The organism is Flavobacterium laiguense (assembly GCF_003097655.1).
GTDB lineage: Bacteria > Bacteroidota > Bacteroidia > Flavobacteriales > Flavobacteriaceae > Flavobacterium > Flavobacterium laiguense.
The window spans coordinates 243997-268000 of the sequence record NZ_QCZH01000001.1; the positions used below are offsets into that span (position 1 = coordinate 243997).

At 35.5% G+C, this 24004-nt stretch carries 26 protein-coding genes; 14 read left to right on the forward strand and 12 right to left on the reverse strand.

From position 1 onward, the window contains the following. Positions 1-6: 6 nt before the first annotated feature. The 5 genes from recO to gdhA all read right to left on the reverse strand — a co-directional run bounded on the left by recO (position 7) and on the right by gdhA (position 6831). Complete coding sequence (recO, locus tag DB891_RS01065; protein ID WP_116759712.1) at positions 7-732, reverse strand: DNA repair protein RecO; 726 nt, start codon at positions 730-732, stop codon at positions 7-9. A 68-nt stretch (positions 733-800) separates the two neighbouring features. Then, complete coding sequence (porZ, locus tag DB891_RS01070) at positions 801-3086, reverse strand: type IX secretion system anionic LPS delivery protein PorZ (RefSeq protein WP_116759714.1); 2286 nt, start codon at positions 3084-3086, stop codon at positions 801-803. A 59-nt stretch (positions 3087-3145) separates the two neighbouring features. Continuing rightward, a complete protein-coding gene (locus tag DB891_RS01075) occupies positions 3146-3664 on the reverse strand; it encodes a GNAT family N-acetyltransferase (protein WP_116759716.1) in 519 nt (172 codons plus the stop codon). Positions 3665-4166: 502 nt separating this feature from the next. Further along, a complete protein-coding gene (locus DB891_RS01080) occupies positions 4167-5021 on the reverse strand; it encodes a hypothetical protein (protein WP_116759718.1) in 855 nt (284 codons plus the stop codon). 466 nt (positions 5022-5487) lie between these two features. Continuing rightward, positions 5488-6831, reverse strand: a complete 1344-nt coding sequence (gene gdhA / locus DB891_RS01085) for an NADP-specific glutamate dehydrogenase (protein WP_116759720.1) — start codon at positions 6829-6831, stop codon at positions 5488-5490. Positions 6832-7115: 284 nt separating this feature from the next. Here gdhA and DB891_RS01090 point away from each other — a divergent pair, with 284 nt between their 5' ends. Continuing rightward, positions 7116-7907, forward strand: a complete 792-nt coding sequence (locus DB891_RS01090) for a THC0290_0291 family protein (protein ID WP_116759722.1) — start codon at positions 7116-7118, stop codon at positions 7905-7907. Between the two features lie 113 nt (positions 7908-8020). Here DB891_RS01090 and DB891_RS01095 read toward each other — a convergent pair whose 3' ends face one another. Both DB891_RS01095 and DB891_RS01100 read right to left on the reverse strand, forming a co-directional pair. Beyond that, entirely contained in the window at positions 8021-9166 is a 1146-nt protein-coding gene (locus tag DB891_RS01095; protein WP_116759723.1) for a cystathionine gamma-synthase, read from the reverse strand. Positions 9167-9240: 74 nt separating this feature from the next. Further along, positions 9241-9696, reverse strand: coding sequence for a DinB family protein (locus DB891_RS01100; RefSeq protein ID WP_116759725.1), 456 nt, complete (start codon positions 9694-9696; stop codon positions 9241-9243). A gap of 73 nt (positions 9697-9769) precedes the next feature. Here DB891_RS01100 and DB891_RS01105 point away from each other — a divergent pair, with 73 nt between their 5' ends. The 9 genes from DB891_RS01105 to DB891_RS01145 all read left to right on the forward strand — a co-directional run bounded on the left by DB891_RS01105 (position 9770) and on the right by DB891_RS01145 (position 15605). Beyond that, positions 9770-10120, forward strand: coding sequence for an arsenate reductase family protein (locus tag DB891_RS01105; protein ID WP_116759727.1), 351 nt, complete (start codon positions 9770-9772; stop codon positions 10118-10120). 109 nt (positions 10121-10229) lie between these two features. After that, positions 10230-10463: a hypothetical protein gene (locus tag DB891_RS01110; RefSeq protein ID WP_116759729.1), complete on the forward strand. Its 234-nt coding sequence runs from the start codon at positions 10230-10232 to the stop codon at positions 10461-10463. Further along, positions 10453-10785: a type II toxin-antitoxin system RelE family toxin gene (locus tag DB891_RS01115; RefSeq protein WP_116759731.1), complete on the forward strand. Its 333-nt coding sequence runs from the start codon at positions 10453-10455 to the stop codon at positions 10783-10785. The genes DB891_RS01110 and DB891_RS01115 overlap by 11 nt, the downstream gene beginning before the upstream one ends. A gap of 65 nt (positions 10786-10850) precedes the next feature. Then, complete coding sequence (locus tag DB891_RS01120; protein ID WP_116759733.1) at positions 10851-11732, forward strand: DMT family transporter; 882 nt, start codon at positions 10851-10853, stop codon at positions 11730-11732. A 261-nt stretch (positions 11733-11993) separates the two neighbouring features. After that, the gene (locus DB891_RS01125; protein ID WP_223256018.1) at positions 11994-12656 is read left to right on the forward strand and encodes a potassium channel family protein; all 663 of its coding nucleotides are present in this window, start codon (positions 11994-11996) and stop codon (positions 12654-12656) included. A 58-nt stretch (positions 12657-12714) separates the two neighbouring features. Then, positions 12715-13575 (forward strand): YicC/YloC family endoribonuclease, encoded by an 861-nt coding sequence (locus DB891_RS01130; protein WP_116759737.1) that lies wholly within the window; start codon positions 12715-12717, stop codon positions 13573-13575. Positions 13576-13634: 59 nt separating this feature from the next. Next, positions 13635-14207 carry a guanylate kinase gene (gmk, locus tag DB891_RS01135; RefSeq protein WP_116759739.1) on the forward strand — a complete coding sequence of 191 codons (573 nt, stop codon included), beginning with the start codon at positions 13635-13637 and terminating at the stop codon, positions 14205-14207. A 112-nt stretch (positions 14208-14319) separates the two neighbouring features. Then, complete coding sequence (nadD, locus tag DB891_RS01140) at positions 14320-14901, forward strand: nicotinate (nicotinamide) nucleotide adenylyltransferase (protein WP_116759741.1); 582 nt, start codon at positions 14320-14322, stop codon at positions 14899-14901. A gap of 377 nt (positions 14902-15278) precedes the next feature. After that, positions 15279-15605 (forward strand): hypothetical protein, encoded by a 327-nt coding sequence (locus tag DB891_RS01145; RefSeq protein WP_124019477.1) that lies wholly within the window; start codon positions 15279-15281, stop codon positions 15603-15605. Between the two features lie 112 nt (positions 15606-15717). Here DB891_RS01145 and DB891_RS01150 read toward each other — a convergent pair whose 3' ends face one another. After that, on the reverse strand, positions 15718-16611 hold the full coding sequence (locus DB891_RS01150; RefSeq protein ID WP_116760316.1) for a LysR family transcriptional regulator: 894 nt from the start codon (positions 16609-16611) through the stop codon (positions 15718-15720). A gap of 88 nt (positions 16612-16699) precedes the next feature. Here DB891_RS01150 and DB891_RS01155 point away from each other — a divergent pair, with 88 nt between their 5' ends. From DB891_RS01155 to DB891_RS01165, 3 genes are all read left to right on the forward strand, one after another. Then, entirely contained in the window at positions 16700-17470 is a 771-nt protein-coding gene (locus DB891_RS01155) for a type 1 glutamine amidotransferase domain-containing protein (protein ID WP_189337078.1), read from the forward strand. Positions 17471-17568: 98 nt separating this feature from the next. Beyond that, positions 17569-18732 carry an iron-containing alcohol dehydrogenase gene (locus tag DB891_RS01160; RefSeq protein WP_116759745.1) on the forward strand — a complete coding sequence of 388 codons (1164 nt, stop codon included), beginning with the start codon at positions 17569-17571 and terminating at the stop codon, positions 18730-18732. A gap of 296 nt (positions 18733-19028) precedes the next feature. Further along, positions 19029-20024: an NAD(P)H-dependent glycerol-3-phosphate dehydrogenase gene (locus DB891_RS01165; protein WP_116759747.1), complete on the forward strand. Its 996-nt coding sequence runs from the start codon at positions 19029-19031 to the stop codon at positions 20022-20024. 155 nt (positions 20025-20179) lie between these two features. On the opposite strand, the gene DB891_RS01170 is transcribed toward DB891_RS01165, so the two are convergent. From DB891_RS01170 to DB891_RS01180, 3 genes are all read right to left on the reverse strand, one after another. Next, positions 20180-20587 (reverse strand): hypothetical protein, encoded by a 408-nt coding sequence (locus DB891_RS01170; protein ID WP_116759749.1) that lies wholly within the window; start codon positions 20585-20587, stop codon positions 20180-20182. 270 nt (positions 20588-20857) lie between these two features. Next, positions 20858-21877 (reverse strand): phenylalanine--tRNA ligase subunit alpha, encoded by a 1020-nt coding sequence (gene pheS / locus DB891_RS01175; RefSeq protein WP_116760318.1) that lies wholly within the window; start codon positions 21875-21877, stop codon positions 20858-20860. A 112-nt stretch (positions 21878-21989) separates the two neighbouring features. Continuing rightward, on the reverse strand, positions 21990-22346 hold the full coding sequence (locus DB891_RS01180; RefSeq protein WP_116759751.1) for a hypothetical protein: 357 nt from the start codon (positions 22344-22346) through the stop codon (positions 21990-21992). Between the two features lie 163 nt (positions 22347-22509). On the opposite strand from DB891_RS01180, the gene DB891_RS01185 reads away from it, so the two are divergent. Beyond that, positions 22510-23007, forward strand: coding sequence for a CvpA family protein (locus DB891_RS01185; RefSeq protein WP_116759753.1), 498 nt, complete (start codon positions 22510-22512; stop codon positions 23005-23007). A 210-nt stretch (positions 23008-23217) separates the two neighbouring features. Here the strand turns inward: DB891_RS01185 and DB891_RS01190 are convergent, their stop codons facing one another. Continuing rightward, a complete protein-coding gene (locus tag DB891_RS01190; RefSeq protein ID WP_116759755.1) occupies positions 23218-23964 on the reverse strand; it encodes a tetratricopeptide repeat protein in 747 nt (248 codons plus the stop codon). Between the last annotated feature and the right edge of the window lie 40 nt (positions 23965-24004).

Here is a 24004-nt window from a genome sequence, read left to right on the forward strand (position 1 = left end):
AGTAATTTAAGAAAAAACTTCTTTCAAAACATCCAAAGATTTAGGCCTTTTGAAACCGTCCAGATGAAAACTGTAATAATCGATTAAAATCTTTAAAAGAAGTTGTCTTTCAATGACATGAAATGTTTTTTGGTCGTTATCGAATTTCAAATCTATTAGTTTTTTGAACAACTGTGTTTCATGTTCCGTGAGCGAACTAATGGCGTGAAAGGGCGTAAAAACACCTTCGGTCATTTCGAAAAAAGGCATGTCAACATCCGAGACATCAGGATAAAAACCCAGATATTTTGTGGTTTCCAACATTAAAATCAAATGAAAATTACTAATCTCATCGTGTTGGTCTAACCAATGCAAAGCGGTTTCGAGAAAGGTAAACAACGATTCGTTTTTCTCTTCTTCATGTATTGAATGGTGCAAAATTTCGGAAAGGAACATGACCATTGTACTTTTATAAATGTCCGAATGTATCGAATGAAAAGGAGCCGATATCTTTACTTCTTTGAAATTCTCCAGAGTACCTTTGTTTTTATGGACCGCTTCAATTTCTATGATCGTCAAAGGTTGAAAATACGCCATTTTTGTCCCGACGCTTCGGGAGCCTTTTCGAGACGAAAATACATCCCGAACAAAGTATGATTTCAACCCATTCGACAAGGTAAAACATTTTACAATCAAGCTTTTCTCTTGAAATTTTAGAGACGAAATTACTATGGCTTTGGTTTTGACTAACAATTTTGATTTTAGATTTTAGATTTTAGATTTTAGATTTTCAGAAACTGCTGTCTGAAATCTTCCATCTGCTATCTGATTATCATCACTTTCTTAACCTTTGTTTCCACTCCATCTTGAGCGGAAACAAAAATCATATACACCCCAGATGCTACTTTGTGTTTTCCAAAAGCGGTCGTATCCCATTCTAAGGTTCCTCCCTCGGATGTGGCTTCGTAAACCAGATTGCCGGCCACGTCTGTTATTTTTACATTGGCTTTGTTCAGTAACCCATTTATTTTTACCGTTCCTTCATAATCCGGTCGAACGGGATTGGGATATACATAAACACTGTTTAAGTTATCATTCGCCGATGTTGCAATTCCTTTAAAAGAAATCAAGCCTTTGGAAGTCGCTATAAAAACCTCTCCCGTTTTGCTGTTGATACTAATATCGTTTATGACATTACTTGGTATAGGTGAATTCTCTGTGGTAAAATGATACTTGGTTTCCTGCCCGTTTGGAGAGACCATAAATACGCCTGCATCTGCCGTTCCTATCCATTTATTATTGGCACCATCTACTTCAATATCGGTTATGAATTGTTCGTATAATAATTCTTGTGCTAGATTATCCTCCATAATAATGATGGAATGTGTTGTCAATTGACCCTCCGTTTGAAAACTCCCCACATTAGGCAAAACACGCAAACCTCTTGTGGTTCCTATCCAAAGCTGATTTTTGGCATCTACTGCCACTGTTCTGACATCTTCAATAGGTAAATTACCTTGATCTGGTCCAAAAGTGATTTTTTTGAATGTATTGGTATTTTCATTAAAACCAACAACTCCATTTTTACTGGTAGACATCCATTTTGTTCCATTTTTGTCGATCACCATAGTTCCAAAATCGTTTTGTGTAGCCGATGAAAGAATTTTATCCATGGCATAACTCTGCCATTGTCCGCTTTTACTTAGTACTTTTAAGCCATTTACAACCCTACTGTTGGTTACCCAAAAATTTCCGGATTTATCAAAAGCAGACCCGTTGATTCTGATGTCTTTGTAGTTGGGATCTGGTGGACTAATCGTTAAGGACTCTAAACCACTATTGGTTTGATTGTACAAAACTGTTGGAATATCATTCTCTATTTTTAATAAACCCGAGAAAAAAGAACTAGCATAGACTTCTTTTTCATTGCTTGGATTTACGGCAATTCTTGACATCGATTTTGCTCCAAGTACTTTATCATACGGAATATTCGACCATCCCGAAGTCGTGAATCTACTTATCCCAAAATCATCTAACGGATAAGGGTTATAATAAATATCATAATCTCCATATACCGCCCAAAGCTGTGTTGGAGTAGCTTGCATGGAGAAAACAGTATTTCTGGCAGGGCCAATGGGCGTTATGTTTTCGTAATTTGTAGCGTTTGAAAGCGAAGTGGTAATCAATCCGCTTTCGGCTGTTCCTATATAAATAACATCCTTTATTATAGTAGCAGAGTTAAAAAATACCGGTATTTGATTCCTGTTTATTTGACGCTGCAACAGCATTTGCTTATTGTAAATCGATACACCATTAGGTGTTGTTATAATAAAATAATCGGTAGTGCTTCGAAAATCGGTAGTGGGTTCCGGCAATATCAAATACCCATTAAACATATTCGAACCTGAATCATATTTGTGTACGTAGCCTACTGAATTTACGGCATATAATTCTGTCCCAAAAGAGGTGATTCCTGACCAATTTCCAACCGCTATTTGTTGCCATTGTTTGTAATCAATTAAATTAGGATTGGCTGCATCACCTCTTCTAATCCCGCTTGAAGTGGACGCATAAATAAATCCGTTGTAGATGACTGTTTGGGTAACTTTTAGTTCGGCGCCATTATCTCCAATATAGTACGTGTCTCCAAACTGGGAAGTCGCTAGATTGAATTGCACGATTCCGAAGTCGGTTGCCACATATACAATTCCACCATATTCCATGAAATTATTGATTCGCTTTACACTTGTGGGTAAATTTTTATTTACAATATCGACCACTTTGAGCATAGATCCATCAGCTTCGTTGATGACAATCAGCAAACCATTTTGATATCCCACAATGGTTTTATTGGAAGTTGCGCTATAATATAGTGCCGTGATGGTTTCGCCCGAAAGCCCATCTACAGTGGTGGTGGTTTTTATAATGCCAGTATTCACATTTTTGGAAAACAAGGCATTTTCAGAGCCGGCATAAATTGTCGTTGGCGAATCGGAAACAGCTTTGATTTGGGTGTAGGAGAAATACCCTTGCCAAGACAAATTGGTTTGGGCAAAAGTGATTTGCAGCACAAATAAAAAAAACAGGTATAAAAGCCTTTTTTGCATTGAATCGATATTGGTTCACAAATATAGCACAAAGCAAAAGAGATTTTAGATTGCAGAATTTAGAATTTAGATTTATGCAACACTTTCTCGTATGCATTTCTTTGTGCTCCTCTAAAATACACATGACCACAGAAAGCGTAACCCAATTTTTCGAAAATTTTCATCATAGCAAAGTTGTCAAAATTTGTGTCTACTTTTACGCTGTATATGTTGTTATTGCGGGCAAAATCTTCTATATGCCCAATCATTTTTACTGCACAGCCTTTCCCCAAATACTTTTCGGAAATAGCCACACGGTGAAACACAACAAAATCATCGTTGGTTAACCACTTTCCTTCAATTTTGGCATATTCAGGTTCGTCATTGATCAATATTGCACAATAACCAACTACTGTTTCTCCCTCGGTCAAAACAAATCCTTCCCCTTTTTCAATATCGTTTTGTACCACTTCGAGGTTTGGATAGCCGTCTTGCCATTGGTCACTTCCATCTTCTTTTCTGCGTTTTATAGCCAATTGCAAAATGTCCCATATTTGAGGGATTTCAGAAATTTTCGCTTTTCTAAAGTGATAATCCATTATTGTATTTTATTTTAAGCTTCTTGGAATCAAATAAAACATCGTTGATTTACAATTGTTTATGTTTTTAAAACTCTCAGTTATCAAATAGCCATCAAATAAGAATTAAGCCCAAATACAAAACCAATTGCCAAATTAAGCCAATTGCCCAAATCCGTTGTAGTAGCTGTTGAACTGACACCCTGCGGGTGAATCCGAGACCGCCCAAAAATACGTATATTTGTTGTAAATTACACAACACAAAAATGATAATAGTGTCAATTTTATATCATAAAATTATGTTAACAAAATCGCTGTAAGCCTTAATTCCAGTGAGATTTTGACAAAGTAGACAAAAGCTACTAATCCCCCTATAGAGAAGTCCTAAAAAATGGGGCACTCAGTCAACACAAACTAAACAAGAAAAGCCCCGAAACTAATCAAGTTCACACTAATTAAGGGCTTTTCTCGCCTAGTTTGCTAAGTGTTATAGGCAGTTATTTTAAGAATAATATTTTTATATTTAAATTGAATTCGTCTTACTTTCCAATATGATATATTGCTGATTTATTGGATCATCAATTCGAATGGTTAGTGAATATTTTTTTTTAATTCCTGTAAGTTGGTCCAAATATATTCCATCAAAATGGAAAAATATCTGGTTTTCTTTGTTATTTATTACCTCAATGTCAAAAGCTGTCAATGGAGTTAACCTTTTTGCCATTCCAGTCATCCAAATTTCTTTAGTAACAAATCCAGATACATTACTTGTAAAAAATGGATTCTCTAATTCTGTTTTTCGTTCATTGCTTATGTAAACTACATTTGATGATTTTATAAGTTCAGCTGTGTATGTTCCTGGGTTTGTGATACGGTAGCTTATTTGAATATTTTTTCCGATTTTTAGACTGTCAATTACGCGTATCTGATCAATTGACAAGAATGCTCGATTCAAAGTTAGAAATTGTTCTTTATCTTGGCTCATAGCTTTCAGTTGAGCACTAACAGATTGTTTTGATAAATTCATACTTTCTCTATTTAAAGAATCTGAGGATATATTACTTTCTCTAGTGAATTTTAAAAGAGTTTTATTAATTCCATTTGCACGTTTTGATTCATTATTTGCTTCCCTCGCTATTGTATTTGCATCTACACTTTGGTTAATTGCTTTGTTAGACATAGCATTTGCCTCAACTGTCTTATTGTAAAGCATATATGTAAAGAAGGCTAAGATTATATTAATTATGAATCCACAACCAGCAATTAAGTTTGCCATATGTGCAGAATCAGTTAATATTTGAAGTAAACCTCTTCGTTGTGTAGTACTTATTAATTGAGGTTCCTGATATAAAATCGGATCTTCAGTTGCGTCGTTCATAATTGTGTTATATTTCTGATTCTGTGGGTTAATTGCCTATAACTTGTATATACACACTACTAAGTATCGTAAATCTACCCCCCATAACCTTCGTGTATTGTTCCCAAATATATTGAATAATACTTACAATTCCCTGAAAGTTTTTTGAATGTGTGATTTTTCTTTTGGTCTTGAAAGAACATAAATCTCTCGTTTTCCTTGAAGTTGTGGTGTTCGCGAAAGGGATAGACGGAAGCTACCGAAGTAGCCCAGATAGCCCGACCGCATTATAGAAAGGGAGCAAATAAGCGATACCTAAAGTAGCTCCCTTTTTATAATGGGGTTTCGCCCAAATGCTGTTGGAACTGAATTTTATGGGCACAAAAAAATGCCTTTAATCTTTACAGAAAAAAGGCATTTTATATTATTTATGAATACTACATCTTAAATCGTTAATCAACAATCTAAAATCTGCAATCTAAAATGATTATACTACTCCTTGAGCAAGCATAGCATCGGCAACTTTTACAAATCCTGCGATGTTGGCTCCTCTTACGTAGTCTACATAACCAGTTGCATCAGTACCATATTTCACACATGAAGCGTGGATATCTTTCATGATTACTTTTAATCTTTCGTCAACTTCTTCTGAACTCCAGCTTAAACGCAATGAGTTTTGAGACATTTCAAGTCCTGAAGTTGCTACTCCACCAGCATTTGAAGCTTTTCCTGGAGCGAATAAAATTTTAGCTTTTTGGAAAACATGAACCGCTTCTGGTGTAGAAGGCATGTTTGCACCTTCGGCAACACAGATACATCCGTTGGCAACAAGCACTTTTGCTTCGTCTTCGTTCAACTCATTTTGAGTTGCACAAGGCAAGGCTACATCACATTTTACTTCCCATGGACGTTTTCCTGCTACGAATTTTGCATTTGGATATTTAGTAACGTATTCGCTAATTCTTCCTCTTTGCTCATTTTTAATTTCCATTACATATGCCAATTTCTCAGCATCAATTCCATCAGCATCGTAGATATATCCAGCAGAATCAGATAAAGTAACTACTTTACCTCCTAGTTGAGTTGCTTTTTCAGCAGCATATTGCGCTACGTTTCCAGATCCAGAGATTACTACTGTTTTACCAGTAAAGCTTTCCCCTTTGGTAGCCAACATACTTTGTGCAAAATATACATCACCGTATCCTGTAGCTTCTGGACGGATTAATGATCCTCCAAAAGAAATTCCTTTACCGGTTAAAACTCCAGTAAATTCGTTTCTTAATCTTTTATATTGACCGTACATATACCCTACTTCTCTTCCTCCTACACCAATGTCTCCAGCAGGTACATCCGTATCAGCACCAATATGTTTCGACAATTCTGTCATAAAGGCTTGACAAAAACGCATTACTTCGTTATCTGATTTTCCTTTTGGATCAAAATCAGCTCCACCTTTTCCACCACCCATTGGCAATGTAGTCAAACTGTTTTTGAAAGTTTGTTCGAAAGCCAAGAATTTTAATATGCTTAGATTTACTGAAGGATGGAAACGAATTCCTCCTTTATATGGTCCGATAGCCGAATTCATTTGAATACGGTATCCTCTATTAACTTGTGTGTCTCCTTTATCATCTACCCAAACTACTCGGAACATAATGATACGATCTGACTCGACCATTCTCTCCAAAATCATTTTGTTTTGGTATTTTTTGTTTTCTTCGATGAAAGGAATTACTGTTTCAGCAACTTCCACAACAGCTTGCATAAATTCCGGCTCGTTCGGATTTTTTTTGGCAACCAATTCGATAAAATTTGTAATACTTTGTGACATGATTATTAAATTATCAACGTTTTAAGAAAACGTTTTCGTTAGATCAGACAAAGATACATTTTATGCGACTATTTAAGGCTTCTTTTTTTACAATAATAATCGAATTGTCTTTTTATTAGTTATAAATTACGAATTAAGCTCATAAAATAGTATTTTTAGAATAATCCTTGCATTTTTTACAATAAATACTGTATTACAGGCTGTTTTTTATTTCATCCATATCATCATTTCAGTGATCTTTGTTTTTCTTATATTTGTAGTGTATTGAAAATCCCCCTTCTACAATGATCAACCCAAAAACAATCATCTCAGTACTGTTAATAGGATTGTCCAGTAGCGCTTTTTCGCAATCTGGGATTTCACATGAAATAGGGGTGATTGCCGGACCATTGGAATTTCGATCTGATTATGGCGAAAGAAATAACCAAAGAACAAATACAAGAAACGTAGGGTATGCTTTTGGTATTATTGATTATTTAACTTTTTCTTACCGTAACAACCTGAATCCCTATTTTAGCGAGCATTTTAGAGTACGAGCTGAGCTCTCCTATAGCAAAACCGATTTGCATCATTACGGAAAATGGGTGGACAATGACAGGAATACCTTAGGGGTTAGACAACTTAGAGCTATGTATGGCTCCACTCAACTTATAAATTTTGGACCACAATTAGAATTTTCTCCATTAAACATACACCGGTTCGAAAGATCAAATCACGCTTTTGGCCCCTACATAGGTGTTGGAGCCCAAGTTAGCTATTATACAGCCACGGCAGGCACGACCATGGGAGAACTCGGAAATCCCCTAACTACCTTTGCAAAATACTTAGTCCCTTCTGATGGTCATCCTCACGGATATTCTAATGAAAGTAAGATTGTTTTTTCTGGAATTATAAATCTAGGGACACGCTATAAATTAAACCCATTGTCGGATTTACTATTGAATGTACAGGCGCAATATTTTAACTCCGATTGGGTTGATGGACTGAATCCAAATAAAGACACCTTCAAAGAGAATAAAGATTATGATTCTACAGTATGGATCGCTTTAGGATACATTTATTATCTAGACGATTAAGAATCTATGATTTAAATAAAAAGCCAATTCTATATTAAGAAGAATTGGCTTTTTATCCTCACCCCAGCCCTCTCCAAAGGAGAAGGAGAAAATTGGAATATTATTTTTAATTTCTATGCTAATGCTTGGATCAGATCGGCAATCAAGTCTTCGGCATCTTCTATACCTACACTCAAACGCACTAAATCATCGGTGATCCCGATTTCTTTTCTTTTGTCTTCAGGAATGGATGCGTGTGTCATCAAAGCAGGATGATTGGCCAATGATTCCACGCCTCCAAGGGATTCGGCCAGCGTAAACACATTTAGTCTTTCCAGAAAATCTACAGCTTCTTCTTTTTTACCAGACACAAATGTAAAAGAAACCATTCCTCCAAAACCGCTCATTTGCTTTTTGGCAATTTCATGATAGGGATGACTCGGTAATCCCGGATAATAAACGGTTTTTATTTTAGGGTGATTGCTTAAAAATTCGACTACTTTGGCACCGTTCTCGCAATGTCTTTGTACTCGCAAATGCAACGTTTTTATTCCTCTTAGCACCAAAAAACTATCCATTGGCCCCAAAGTCGCTCCAGTAGCAAATTGTTGAAAATGCAATTGATCTCCCAAAGCTTCGTCTTTTACAATCAAAGCTCCCGCAATGACATCAGAGTGTCCACCCAAATATTTGGTCGCCGAGTGCATCACGATATCCGCCCCTAAATCTAAGGGTTTTTGCAAATAAGGCGTTGCAAAGGTATTGTCGACTGCAAAAAGAATCTTTTTCTCTTGGGTAATTTTGGCAATTTCTTGAATGTCGGCCAACTTCATCAATGGATTCGTCGGTGTTTCAACCCAAACCAATTTGGTGTTTTCATTAATTAACGACTTGAATTTCTCCAAATCATTCATGTCCACAAAATGGAATTTTATTCCGCTGTCCTTATATATTCGGGTAAACATTCTGTAGGTTCCACCATACAAATCGTCCATCGCAATGATTTCGTCACCCGCTTTAAAAGATCTCAAAATACAATCGGTTGCTGCTAGTCCTGAGGAAAAAGCCAAACCTCTAGTTCCGTTTTCGATACTCGCCAACGCATTTTCGAGAGCAGATCGTGTTGGGTTTGCAGCCCTACTGTATTCGTAGTCTGGATTTAACGGTTTCCCCGGACTGGTTTGAATAAATGTAGACGTTTGATATACCGGCGGCATTACTGCCCCAGTGCTAGGATCGTGGTGTTGTCCTCCGTGAATGACTTTAGTATTGAATTTCATATTATGCTTATTTTAAATTCTTTTTGTTCGCTTATCTATTAAGCTCCTTTGTTTTTCCTAATCTGATGCAACTATTACACAAACTTTCTAAGACTCATCATAATTCCAATATGAAGCCCTTCATGAAAGCTGTTAAATTTGATCGCATCTTCAGTGTTTTTTAGGACAAATCCGGTTGAAGTTGGATATTCCTGAAAGTTTTTGAATTTATTATCGCTGTAATCCGCCTCGGTTTGGTCTATCGTTTTAAACAGCAATGCTTTGATTTCATCAACTTCTGATTGTGTAGCAATATGCTCCGGTTTAGTTCCTTTCATGTATTTTGCAATCATTTCATCAGATACCAATATCGGTAAACCAGATAATTTATGAACCAATAATTGCTGTACCACGATTATATGTCCAATATTCCAAATTAAATTATTACTGTAACCATCCGGAATTTTATTCAATTGCTCCAAGGTATAGTTCTCCAAAAATGGAGCTACCATTTTTCTACTGATTCTTGTAATGTCAAATGTTTGCTGCATAATTTTAAATTTTCGATAAAATTAAACATTTTAAGTGTCAAATGTTTTCCTTTGCATTTAGAAATTAAAAAACATGGACAAAATATACTATCTCGCTTCTTGCGATACTTGCCGAAAAATTATAAAATCACTTCCAAAAGACCATGATCTGGCTTTTCACGACATCAAACAGGACCCTATCACGATTGAAGACCTGGAAGAAATGTACCGCCTTTCCGGAAGCTACGAAGCTTTGTTTAGCAAAAAAGCGCAATTGTACAAGTCGATGGATCTTAAAAACAAATCCCTTACGGAGGATGACTACAAGAAATACATCTTGGAACATTATACTTTTTTGAGTCGTCCTGTTTTTATTATAAACGACAAAATATACATTGGCAATACGCAGCAAAATATGCTGCAGGTCATGAAAGCTTTGGGGTAACAAGTAAGAATTGATCTAGGGTTGAAACGAAATACTGAGACTGAACACTAAATTTCGACTGAACACCGACCACTTTTTTTCTTATCTTTACACTCTAAATTTCAATGTCATGAGTTTACAAATCATTCAAAACGAAAAAGGAAAACCTGCGGGAGTTTTTATTCCAATAAACGAATGGAAACAAATGAAAGCAATGTATGAAAATCTGAAAATCTGGGAAGAACCAGAACAAACAGAAGAGGAAATTCTAAACAATATCCGACAAGCAGTCGAAGAAATGAAGCTGATAAAAGCGGGTAAACTAAAAGGAAGACCACTTCAAGAACTTCTAGATGAGTTATAAAATAATAACCATCCCCTCCTTTGACAAAGAACTAAAATCACTGTCAAAAAAACACAGGTCCATCAAAATAGATCTAGCACAACTTGGAAAACAGCTACTGGAAAACCCGAAAATGGGTAATGAAATTCTTCAAAATTGCTATAAAATTAGAATGGCGATTTCTTCCAAAGGAAAAGGCAAAAGTGGCGGCGCAAGAGTAATTACCTATATTTACATTCAAGAAGAAACTGTTTATTTACTTTCTATTTACGATAAGTCAGAACACACTACAATTTCTGACGCTGTTATTCGAGAATTAATAAGCAGTTTAGATTCGGAATAAAAAACTCTCATTCTAAACCTACAATAGAAAAGAGAAAAAAATCTAAAACAAAACCCCAAATTTTAATGTCAAAAAGAAATCTAGCCTTAATTGGCGCAACCATCGTTTCCATAATTTACGGAGTTACTTTTACCATTGCCAAAGATGTAATGCCAAAATACATTGATGCCTACGGATTTATTTTATTGCGCGCTGGAGGATCTATGCTTCTATTTTGGTTAGTATGGCTTTTTATGCCCAAAGAAAAAATTGCCCTCAATGATTTTCCTCGTATCATTGCCTCCGCTTTTTTTGGTGTGGCTTTTAATATGTTGACCTTTTTTAAGGGTTTGAGTTTGACATCCCCTATTTCTGCCGCTGTTATTATGGTAACAACGCCAATGATTGTTTTGGTGCTTTCGGCAATAATCATGAAAGAGCGCATGCACAAACGCAAAATTTTTGGAATTCTTCTTGGGTTGATAGGAACCGCTTTTCTAATTCTTTACGGAAAATCCATCGGGAGTGCCACAAATGCCGGATTGGGTAATTTCTTGGTTTTGGTCAATGCCATTTCCTATGGTTTTTACTTGATCATCGTCAAAAAACTGATGCATAAATACAATGCTTTCACCTTTGTGAAATGGATTTACTTATTTGGATTTCTTATGGTTTTGCCTTTTGGCTGGGGCCAATTTGCCGCAGTTGATTGGACTTTTGTACCAACGGACATTTACTGGAAAATAGCTTTTGTGGTGGTCATCTCGACTTTCTTGACCTATTTGCTAAATTTGCTTTCGATGAAAGAATTAAAACCAACCACCGTAGCTGTTTTTATCTACTTACAGCCTTTGTTCGCCACTGTTTTTGCTATTGGTTTAGGCAAAGATGAATTGAGTTTAGTCAAAATTGGCTCGGCTATTTTGGTGTTTTCCGGAGTCTATTTGGTGACTCTGAAGAAGGAGTAAAACGGTATTATTTTACTATATTTATACTCGTTGGGTGTAATTGTTTTTTTAACACATAGAAACATATAATTTATAGTGTTTGAAAAGAATTTGATAGATGTTTCACTTTTTACATAGTCAATCTATGTGAAAAATAGTGCTATTTCTATTCATTCTTTAGTTATTAGTTATAGATCTATGTGTCTATGTGGTTCATTTTTTATTTAAACAGAATTACACCCAACGGGTTATATTTATATCAAAATCAATACGATGAATCGAATGAAAAACTTCCTTTACACCTATAAATACGAGGTTTTGCTTTTTGCGTTAATGCAACATTTATTTTCAGGGATATTCGTTCCTGATTTGTCTAATTACCACAAAGCGATTTGGCTTATTAATATTGTTTTTCTTGGGGTGGCCAGCATTGGAGTTTTCATTCAAAAAGAAAAACGCAAAAAAATAATACAGAATATCCTTCTGCTGTTAGTGGCACTATTTACCATAGCCTTGCCTTTTTATAATACCATTTTAAACTTCAAGGTTGCCGTAAATGTCGTTTATATTGTATTTTTTTCTTTTATTTTTTGGGAACTTTTAAAATTTTTAATCCGCCCAAGCCATATTGATTTCAACGTTATTTCAGCAGCGGCTTGTGGGTATTTTTTATTAATAGAAATCAGTGTTTTTATCATGCAAAACCACTTTTATCTAAACCCTAATTCTTTCAAAGGGATAGACACCACATCTCCTTTCGCTTCTTTCATCGATCTGGTTTATTTTAGCAGCATCACATTTACGAGTATTGGTTTTGGTGACATTATCCCCAATAGCCATCAAACCAAATTATTCACCGCTTTTATTGGTATTGTAGGTCAGTTTTACACGGTTGTTTTAGTAGGGATTTTGATTAGTAAATTTTCATCGAAAGAAAAGGAATAAACCGAAAACAGACCACTGCAAACTTTTTTATTATCTTTGAGCTCTTTTAGAAAACAATATGATACAATCGATGACGGGTTTTGGTAAAGCCACTTTGCAATTACCATCCAAAAAAATTACAATAGAAGTAAAATCCTTAAACAGTAAAGGTTTAGATTTAAATGTTCGAATGCCTTCGCTTTACCGCGAAATGGAATTGGGTCTACGCAACCAAATCGCCCTGAAACTGGAAAGAGGTAAAGTAGATTTTTCTATTTTTATCGAAAGTACCGCAGAGCAAACCACCACTAAAGTGAATGTGCCTATTGTGAAAGCCTACATCAGCCAATTGAGAGAAGTCTATGCCGATGCCGATGAAACCGAGTTGATGAAAATGGCGGTTCGTATGCCCGACACTATGAAAATAGAACGTGACGAGATCGATGAAAATGATTGGATTCAAATTCAAACCGTTATCGAGGAAGCGTTGCAAAATATCCTGACTTTCCGTAGAGACGAAGGACAATCACTAGAAAACGAATTTCAGTTGCGAATAGGAAACATTCGTCAATATATGAATGAAGCTTTGGCGCTAGATCCAGAGCGTGTTCAAGCCATAAAAGACCGTTTGCAAACTGCCATTGCCGAATTGAAAGTAAATGTAGATGAAAACCGTTTTGAGCAAGAATTAATCTACTACCTAGAAAAACTGGACATTACCGAAGAAAAAGTGCGTCTAACCAATCACCTTGATTATTTCTTGGAAACCATCAACGGAACCGAAGCCAACGGTAGAAAACTAGGATTCATCACCCAAGAAATGGGACGTGAAATCAACACCATGGGATCTAAATCAAATCACGCACAAATGCAAAAATTAGTGGTTCAGATGAAAGATGAATTGGAAAAAATTAAAGAACAGGTACTGAACGTATTGTAGAATATTGATTTTAGATTGTTGATTAACGATTTAAGATTTCTGATTTTAGAAAGGAAAAAATGAAAAAAGGGAAATTAATAGTATTCTCGGCACCATCAGGGTCTGGAAAAACCACTATAGTTAGGCATTTATTAGGGAAAGAAGATTTGAATCTGGAATTCTCCATTTCTGCAGCATCACGCGCACCACGAGGTGAAGAAATTGACGGAACAGACTATTATTTTATCTCTACCGAAGAGTTTAAAAAACACATCAAAGCCGAAGATTTTCTGGAATGGGAAGAAGTCTACAGAGATAATTTCTACGGAACTTTGAAAAGTGAAATAGATCGCATCTGGGGATTGGGTAAAAACGTAATTTTCGATATTGATGTAGCCGGTGGATTGCGTATCAAACATAAATTCCCGGAACAAACCTTGGCAGTTTTTGTAAAGCCGCCAAGCGTAGATGAACTTAAAAGACGATTGAAAGAACGTTCTACCGAAAGCGAAGACAAAATCAATATGCGAATTGCCAAAGCGTCTGTAGAACTAGCTACCGCACCGCAATTTGATGTAATTATCAAAAACTACGATTTGCCTACTGCTCTTGAAGAAGCGTATCAATTGGTAAAGGATTTTGTGAAGGAGTAAAACTATTACGCAAAGATTCGCAAAGAATAAAACACAGAGGCTCCCAAAAATTTTATAAAAAACTTTGTGAATCTTCGTGAAAACTTTGTGAATCTTTGCGAAACAAAATAATATGAAAATAGGATTGTATTTCGGAACGTTTAACCCCATACATGTTGGGCATCTTATCATTGCCAATCATATGGCAGAACATTCCGATTTGGATCAAGTTTGGATGGTTGTTACACCACACAACCCCCTAAAAAAGAAAAACACCTTACTCGACGATTACCACCGTTTGCAAATGGTGTATCTCGCCACCGAAGATTTTCCTAAAATAAAACCTTCGGATATTGAGTTTAAGTTAGCGCAACCTAATTATACTGTGAATACTTTGGTTCACTTACAGGGAAAATTTCCTGATCACGAGTTCTCCTTAATTATGGGCGAAGACAACCTAAAGTCTTTCCACAAATGGAAAAATTATGAAGTCATTTTGGCGCATCATGATATTTATGTCTATCCTCGAATTTCATCCGAAGCAGAAAATTTGGCTTTAAAAAACCATCCGAAAATTCATTTGATAGATGCTCCTGTTGTAGAAATATCCTCGACTTTTATTCGGGATAACATTAAAAAAGGAAAGAATGTTCAGCCTTTATTACCCCTGAAAGTTTGGGAATATATCGATCATAATAATTTTTATAGGAAGTAAAAAACATACTTAAAAATAAAAAAAGCCTAAATAAAAAATTGACAATTTGGCTTTTTTTAACAACCTCAATTGGTTACTATTAAACCTGAGAAAAATTTCGAATCAAATTTGCGTCACCAGTTCGTTATTGCTCGGTCACTAATTCACCCGGATTCAATATAAAAACTTAGGTTCGTTTCATAAAAAAATAATTTTGTAGCGTAATTCATGCATATTTGTTTAGTCTCTGTCTGCTTATCTTTAAATCCTAAATTAAATTTGACATAGACTGAATAGTTACCTAAAAATAAAAAAAAACACTTATGCTAAACCGAAAATTCATTTTTACAATTGCTGTTATAATTAGTATTCTGGGTTGCAAATCAAAAACAAATCAAATGATAAACCATCAGCGAGAGGGGCGGTGGGTAACCATGGATACATTAGATTCTATTTATATAACAAAAGGGAAATATCGCAAAAACGCAGAAATAGGAACTTGGAAATATCTTTATAATGGAAGAATTGTCAAAAAAGAGAAATATCGTAATAGGGTCTGTAAGACTACTTTTTACCATCCTAATGGTAAAATAATGAAACAGGGTTACACTAAATTAGACAGTGATGCGAATGAGGACCATTGGTATTATTTTGGCAAATGGTCTTTTTATGATTCAAAAGAGAAACTAGATTCGGTTAAAATCTATGAAAAAGAAAATTTTTAGGGCTAATGTCTAAATTCAAAATCTATGTGTCTTGATTTATACCAAATAGCTAGACGTTAAAACGAACTAAAAACAATACAATTCAACGAAAGTCCTAACAGGGCTAAATTTTTCACAAAACTCCCTTTAATTCAACCATTATATCCTGAAAAATAGTACTCAAATTATCGTTTTTACCCGATAATAAAAACACATCCGTACTTGGCATTTCTTTGCTGCTCCATATCAATTGTAATTTCTTTTCTTGGATTAAATTTTTGGCATTGATATTCCAAGTAACCGCAACTCCTGTGTTTTTAGAAAGGATTTCCAGCATTTCATATTCGGATGGAATTATGTAATTGGCAATCATCGACGGTCTTTTTTTGGCAAAAACATGTAGCCAAAATAATTTAATATGCGGAATTCCGGCATCATGACTGTACCATTTTTGCTCATTCAACCAGTTTTCAATAGCTACATTATCTTTGCTTTTAATCTTTGCTTTTATCACTGAAAGATCAATATTTGTTGACCCTACAATAACTTGTTTGATCTCCCCCACTTTTTTCTGAATAGTATCAAAGGTGTCGAACTTTTTGGTGACAATTGCAAAATCGAGTTTTTTGGAATTGACCAAATCAAACAGCGCATCATTATTATGGAAGGTAAAGTCGATAAAATCAAATTTGGCGAGCAAGGCACTTCCAATACTACTCATCAAATGTCTGGAAATGCCAACAGAAAGTAATCGATTGGCATTGAAAGCTTTGGCTCTAAAACCGTTCTCCACATTTTCTAATCGGTCCAAAGCGTCAATGATTAGATTATTGAGTAACTTAGCGTATTCGGTAGGTTCAACCCCTTTCGACTTTCGATTAAAAAGCTTGTACCCCACATGTGCCTCCAACATCACTATTTGCTGACTTACAGCGGGTTGACTGATGAATAATTCCTTGGCTGCCAAAGAAAAATTTCCGTTTTTATAAACCGATTTAAACGTTCTGTACCATTCGAGATTAACCATGATATAAATATATTTATCACAAAAATAATTTAAATTATTTTTACAAATACCACATTCGCCATAAATTTGTAATCTCAAAAAATAAATCATGAAGAAAATAACTGTATTAACTATTCTAGCATTAACCGTGAGTTGCTTTATGGCAACAGCACAAAAACAAAATAACAAAAAGATGAAAAAAGTATTATTCGTAGTTACCAGTCACGATCAATTGGGCAACACAGGAGAGAAAACAGGATTTTGGACCGAAGAATTAGCAGCACCGTATTATGCTTTGCTTGATCAAGGGGTAACAATTGATGTTGCAACACCAAAAGGAGGTCAACCACCTATTGACCCAAAAAGTGCCGATCCAGCATCGGCTACCGAAGACACCAAACGATTTGACGCAGATACCGTTTTATTGGAAAAACTTAAAAACACTAAAAAATTAGCTGATGTTACTCAAGCTGATTACGATGCTGTTTTTTACCCTGGAGGTCACGGTCCACTTTGGGATCTTGTAGAAGATAAAAACTCTATTGCTTTGATTGAATCCTTTTATACGCATAAAAAACCCGTTGCATTTGTATGTCATGCGCCTGCCGTTTTGAAAAATGTAAAAGTAAATGGAGCATTTTTGGTAAAAGGGAAAAAAGTAACTGGATTCGCCAATACCGAAGAAGAAGCTGTTGGATTAACCAAAATTGTTCCTTTTTTATTGGAAGATGCTTTGCGAGCCAATGGAGCAACCTATAGCAAAGCTGCCGATTGGCATCCGTATGCGGTGGAAGATGGTTTATTAATTACGGGTCAAAATCCAGCTTCGTCAAAATTAGTGGCTGAAAAATTATTGATCCAATTGAATTCAAAAAAATAATTGAAGTTGCTAAGATTCTAAGAAGCTAAGCTACTAAGATTTGAAAAAACTTAGAATCTTAGCTTCTCAGTAACTTAGACTCTCTTAAAAAACAAACTATGCTAAATTTCGAATTATACAATCCTACCAAATTGGTTTTTGGAAAAGGACAAATAGATAAACTACCAACTTTAATTCCTGCAAATGCCAAAATTCTTCTCGCTTATGGCGGAGGGAGTATTTTTAAAAATGGAATTCACGAGCAAGTTCGCAAAAGCTTAGAAGGATTTGAAATTATTGAATTTGGAGGTATCGAAGCCAATCCGCATTTTGAAACTTTAATGAAAGCGGTTGCGATTATCAAAGAGCAAAAAATTGATTTTATTTTGGCAGTTGGTGGCGGAAGCGTTATTGATGGCGCAAAATTTATTTCGGCTGCCGTTCCTTTTGAAGGTGATCCAATTGACATACTGAGAAAGAGAATTATTTTTAAAGAAGGAGCTGTCGTGATTCCGTTTGGTACCGTTTTGACTTTGCCGGCAACGGGTAGTGAAATGAATTCCGGTGCTGTGGTAACTATTGCAACTACTCAAGAGAAACTGGATTTTGGTGGTTCGGCTATGTTTCCAAAATTTTCTATTTGCGACCCTACTGTCATTGCATCATTACCAAAAAGACAATTGCAAAATGGAGTTGTCGATGCCTATACACACGTACTGGAGCAATACCTAACTTATCCGCACGAAGGCTATTTGCAAGACCGAATCGCAGAAAGCATTTTACAAACCTTGCTTCAGATAGGTCCTGATGTGGTAGAAACCCCAACCGATTATGCTTTGGCTTCCAATTTTATGTGGAGTTGTACCATGGCTTTAAATGGTTTGATTCAAAAAGGAGTTCCAAGCGATTGGGCGACGCACATGATTGGTCACGAATTGACGGCACTTTACGGAATTGATCACGCTAGAACTTTGGCCATAATAGGACCTAACCTTTATACCGTAATGTTTGAAACCAAAAAAGCCAAATTAGCCCAATATGGAAAACGTGTTTTTGACTTAACTGGAAGCGATGATGAAATTGCCGCAGCAGCCATTGCCAAAACCGTAGCCTTTTTTCACACTATGGGAATGAAAACGGCACTCTCAGAAAACGCAGAAGACATTACAAAAACTGCCGATTTTATAGTGGATCGTTTTGAAAAAAGAGGATGGAAAGCCTTGGGAGAAAAACAAAATATCACTTTAGAAAAAATAAAAGAAATTGTAGCGTTGAGTTATTAATGAATAAAATATGGAAATAAAAAAAGGCGTTCAATTAACCACTAGGAACGCCTTTTCAAAGTACTAAAACAAAACTAACTAATTCAATATTCATATTTAACTTCTAAATTGTTTAACTATAGAGAGTTACAACGCAGCTAGTCAATATATATTGTATGATAATCAAAAAATAAATTATTTTTTGATTATTTTTTTTATTCGCCTCCTAAAGTCCCACAAAATCTAAGGTTGTTCTTGAAAATTAATTTGTATTATTGCCACTTTTATAAGTACTTTTGATTAAATTTAATAAAAAAATGGCCGATAATTTAAAATTTGCAGTAATTGGTGGCGGAAGCTGGGCTACTGCTATAGCAAAAATGTTGTGCGTCAATCTTCCCGAGATTTCATGGTATATGCGAAATGACGCTGCTATAGAACACATTAAAACCCACAAGCACAATCCAAACTATTTGAGTTCTGTTGAATTTGATAACAAAAAACTTAAACTTACCAACGATATCAATGAAGCGGTTGCTTATGCAGATTATATCATCTTTGCAATTCCTTCTGCCTTTTTGAATGGCGAATTAGAAAAACTAACGGTTTCTCTCAAAGATAAAGTGATTTTTTCTGCCATAAAAGGAATTGTTCCTGAAACCAGTTTAATAGTGGGCGAACATTTTCACTACAAATACGACATTCCGTATTACAATATTGGTGTAATTACTGGACCTTGTCACGCCGAAGAAGTGGCGCTAGAAAGACTTTCCTATTTAACCATTGCCTGTGGCGATCCTGATAAAGCCTCAATCGTTGCGGAAAATTTATCTGGAAATTACATCAAAGCAAAAATCACAGACGATATTATAGGAACGGAATATGCAGCGATGCTTAAAAACATCTACGCTATAGCTGCCGGTATTGCACATGGATTGGGTTATGGAGATAATTTCCAATCGGTTATCATGAGCAATGCGATTCGCGAGATGAAAAAATTCATCAAGAAAGTGCATAAAATGAAACGTAACATCAATGATTCTGCCTATTTGGGGGATTTATTGGTTACTGGTTATTCTGTTTTTTCAAGAAACAGAATGTTTGGGAACATGATTGGAAAAGGATATACCGTACAAGCGGCACAAATGGAAATGAGTATGGTTGCCGAAGGCTATTATGCCGTAAAAAGTGCCTATAAACTCAACCAAGGTTATGGTGCCAAAACTCCTATTATTGATGCGGTTTACGCAGTCTTGTATGAAGGAAAAGAGGCCAAAGCAGTGTTTAAACAATTAACTGAAGAACTAGACTAAAGATTCCAGAATTCAGATTAAAGAATTCAGATTGCAGATTAACAATAATAAAAAAAGGCATTTTCTTAAATTAGAAAATGCCTTTTTTGTTTGATTCACTCAGCTAATCACTGAATACTAAAAAACTGTCCCGATAATTATCGGGAACTGAATATTTATTTTACCATCACTCCGTCAACAAACAAAATCGGTACTTCTTCAACCGCAGTTTCATTGACGCTATTGGCTTTAAAAATAAACTTTTTGTCGTATAATGTATTTCCAATGAAATACGTTACCGTAAACTCATTGTTGAGTGCCAATACACTTTTCACAATCATTTCGATTTTAACCACCGAAACGGCTGGGATTTCCACGAAAGCGTGACGCAAAAGAGATGTTTTTTTCATTTCACCGTCAATGGTTCCAAAAGCTTTGGAAACCACCATAACACTGTCTAATTGAAAATCGCTATCATTTATTAAGTAAGCATACCACACTTTTTCCATAAAATCGTCGCTCCATTCTTGAACGGCAGCAAGGAATACGTTTTCTACTTCGGGGATGGTGATATCAGATTTCATTTGATTTTTGATTGATGATTAACGATTTTTGATTGCAGATTTAAACTTCTGAAATTGAAAACCCTTAATCTTAAATTTTTATTTATTGTTGTACTAAACTAAAGATCTTGATTACGGAATGCCCTAGCCCAGATGGGAGCAAATATCCTTTTATGCCGGTGTTCGGCATAAAAGATATTGTGGACAGCTGGAAATAGCTCCTTCCCTTGATTATGATATCTGAAATCAATCCCGATAGCTATCGGGACGTTAATCAAAAATCTTAAATCTTTATATGCTAGATTTAAATTGCTCTAAGAAACGTACGTCATTTTCATAAAACATACGGATGTCGCCAATTTGATACAATAACATCGCTATTCTTTCGATTCCCATTCCAAAGGCAAAACCAGTGTATTCCTCTGGGTTGATGCTGCAATTTTTTAAAACATTTGGATCTACCATACCGCAACCTCCAATTTCTAACCAACCGGTTCCTTTAGTAATACGATAATCTGTTTCGGTTTTTAAACCCCAATAAATATCAATTTCGGCGCTTGGTTCTGTAAATGGAAAATAGGAAGGGCGCAAACGAATTTTTGATTTACCGAACATCTCTTTGGTAAAGTACAAAAGGGTCTGTTTCAAGTCGGCAAACGACACATCCTTGTCAATATACAATCCTTCTACCTGGTGAAAGATACAGTGTGAACGCGAAGAAACGGCTTCATTACGGAAAACCCTTCCCGGAGAAATGGTTCTGATAGGCGGTTTATTGTTCTCCATGTAACGTACCTGCACAGATGAAGTATGCGTACGCAACAAAATATCTGGATTGGATTGTATGAAAAAAGTATCTTGCATATCGCGTGCCGGATGGTATTCCGGCAGGTTCAAAGCAGTGAAATTATGCCAATCGTCTTCGATTTCCGGTCCTTCGGAAACGTTGAAGCCAATAGTCGAAAAAATGTCGATTATTTGATTTTTCACGATGGATATAGGATGACGGGAACCAATGATAGCTGGTTCTGCAGTACGGGTTAAATCCCCATAAAACCCCTTGGTTTCTTCTTTGCTTACTAAGGCTTCCTGGATTGTTTTTACTTTATCTTCGGCAGAAGTTTTAAGCAAATTGATCACTTGTCCAAATTCCTTTTTTTGGTCGTTGGGTACATTTTTGAATTCAACAAAAAGGTCCTTCAATAACCCTTTGCTTCCAAGGAATTTTATTCTAAAAGCCTCTAATTCTGCTGTGTCTTGTGTGGAAAAAGCTTGTGCTTCGCCAATATATTCTTTTATCTTGTCTATCATTTTCATTCTATAATTGAGAGTGCAAATTTAGGAAATTTGTTTCAAGTTTTAGGTTTAAAGTTTAAAGTTTACACGCCAAAATCTAAAATCATTAGTCTACAATCTGAAATCATCAATCTATCAATTCTCTTTCCAGAAAATAATTAACAATTGCTTCTTTCATCAATACCGATTGTTCTCCAGCTTTCAAAGGCGGTAATTCTTCTTTTACTTTGTAATGTGGCCAGCCGTCCTCGTCAAAAAATTCAAATTCGTAGAATCCGTAAGGCTCCAATAATCGACATATTGCTATGTGCATCAAATTGAGTTTTTCGTCTTTTTTGTATTCACGATGTACTTTTCCCAGTTCCTGTACGCCGATTAAATAAATTATGGCGTCCAGATCTAGATCTTCCCCTTGAGAGAATTGATTAGAAAGTATATCGACAAGCTTTTCCCAGCGTTCTTTTAATTGTGTGTCTCTTGACATTTTGATTTTTGATTGTAGATTAACGATTTTTGATTGCAGATTTATATTGCAAATTTTCAAAAAAGAATAATCAAATTATTTACGCAAAGATAAGAACTTGAAAATTGACAATGGTACCGAACAATTCTTTTATCTTTGCCTTTTCAAATTTTAAAATAAAAAAATGAGCTTTCTGGATATTGTTTTAGGTGGACTATTGTGTTATTCGTTCTATAAAGGAATCCGAAATGGACTTTTTGTAGAATTGGCATCCTTGCTTTCTCTTATTTTGGGAATTTATATTGCCATAAAATTTTCGGATGTGATGAAAAACATTTTATCGGGATTGCATTGGAATCCATACACCATTCAGGTAATTGCTTTTATCCTGACTTTTATCGTCGTGGTTGTTGGAATTTATTGGTTGGGTAAATTCCTGACTAGTATTGCCGACTTTGCTTTTCTAGGTTGGATAAACAGTCTTGGCGGTGGTTTTTTCAGAGTATTGAAAACCGTTTTGATCATCAGTGTGTTTCTCACTATTTTCGAAAAAATGAACTACCATAATTATCTAGCCAAAAAGGAAACACTTGATAAATCCCTATTCTTTAATCCGATTCAAAAAGTAGCTGGATTTATTTTTCCGTCTATTGAGAAATGGTATGATAAAGCGAAGAAATAATTAGTATTCAGTGGTCAGTTTTTTAGTGTTCAGTTTTTAGCTCCTTTGAGATTTTCTGTTTTCGAGCCTAATTAGCCAAATGGATCCTCAAAAAACAATAGCCCATGGTTTAAACCATGGGCTATTGTTTTTTGACTCTCGAAAAATTGAAAGAACTGGACGGTTTTATTTAGTATCACAACTGAACACTAAAAAACTGACCACTGAACACTACTCTTTCACTTCCTTAATTGCTTTACTGTCAATCCAACCCTCGGTTCCATCAGTCAGTTGAATTTTTTTCCAGTTTTCTAGCGTTTCTTCTACATAGACTTTGGTACCTTCGTGGAGCATAAAAATAGAAGCACTCGCTTTTTGGGGCTCGCTTCTTACCTCTGCTGATGCGGCAAAAACGATAGCTGGTTTTTCGTCGTCAAAATGGCTTTTCTCAAAAAAGGCAGCCGAAATACTCATTAGAATAAACAATACAATGACAAACATTCCGACAAAGAAAATCCTTTTTAAGGCTACTGTTTGAGAATAATAATAACCTATAAAGAACAATAAGAACACGAAAGCAAAAGCAATGGTTATCCAAGCCCAAGTATCGAAAGGGTAAATACCCGTAAAATCACGGAGTAGCTTTGCAAAACCTACTTTTGGCACTACTTTGATTTCGTCTATGGTTTGCTTTTGCGCAAATTTTATATTGTTTAAAACGGCTGCGTTCGCAGGGTCCAAAACCAAAGCTTTCTCATAGTTATAAATCGCCGGAGCCGTTTGTTGCAATTTATAATAACAATTCCCTAGATTAAAATACAATTCAGCAGATTCTTTGTTTTCTGCCAAAACCGATTCATACGCTTTGGCGGCCAAATCATACTTCCCTTTTTGGTACAAATCATTTCCTTTCTCGAACCCGCTTTGGGCAAAGAAAACTTGCGAGATGAATAATAGTATGTAAAAAATATTTTTCATTTAATTAAATATAAATTGTCATTCGATAATTCTAAAATCT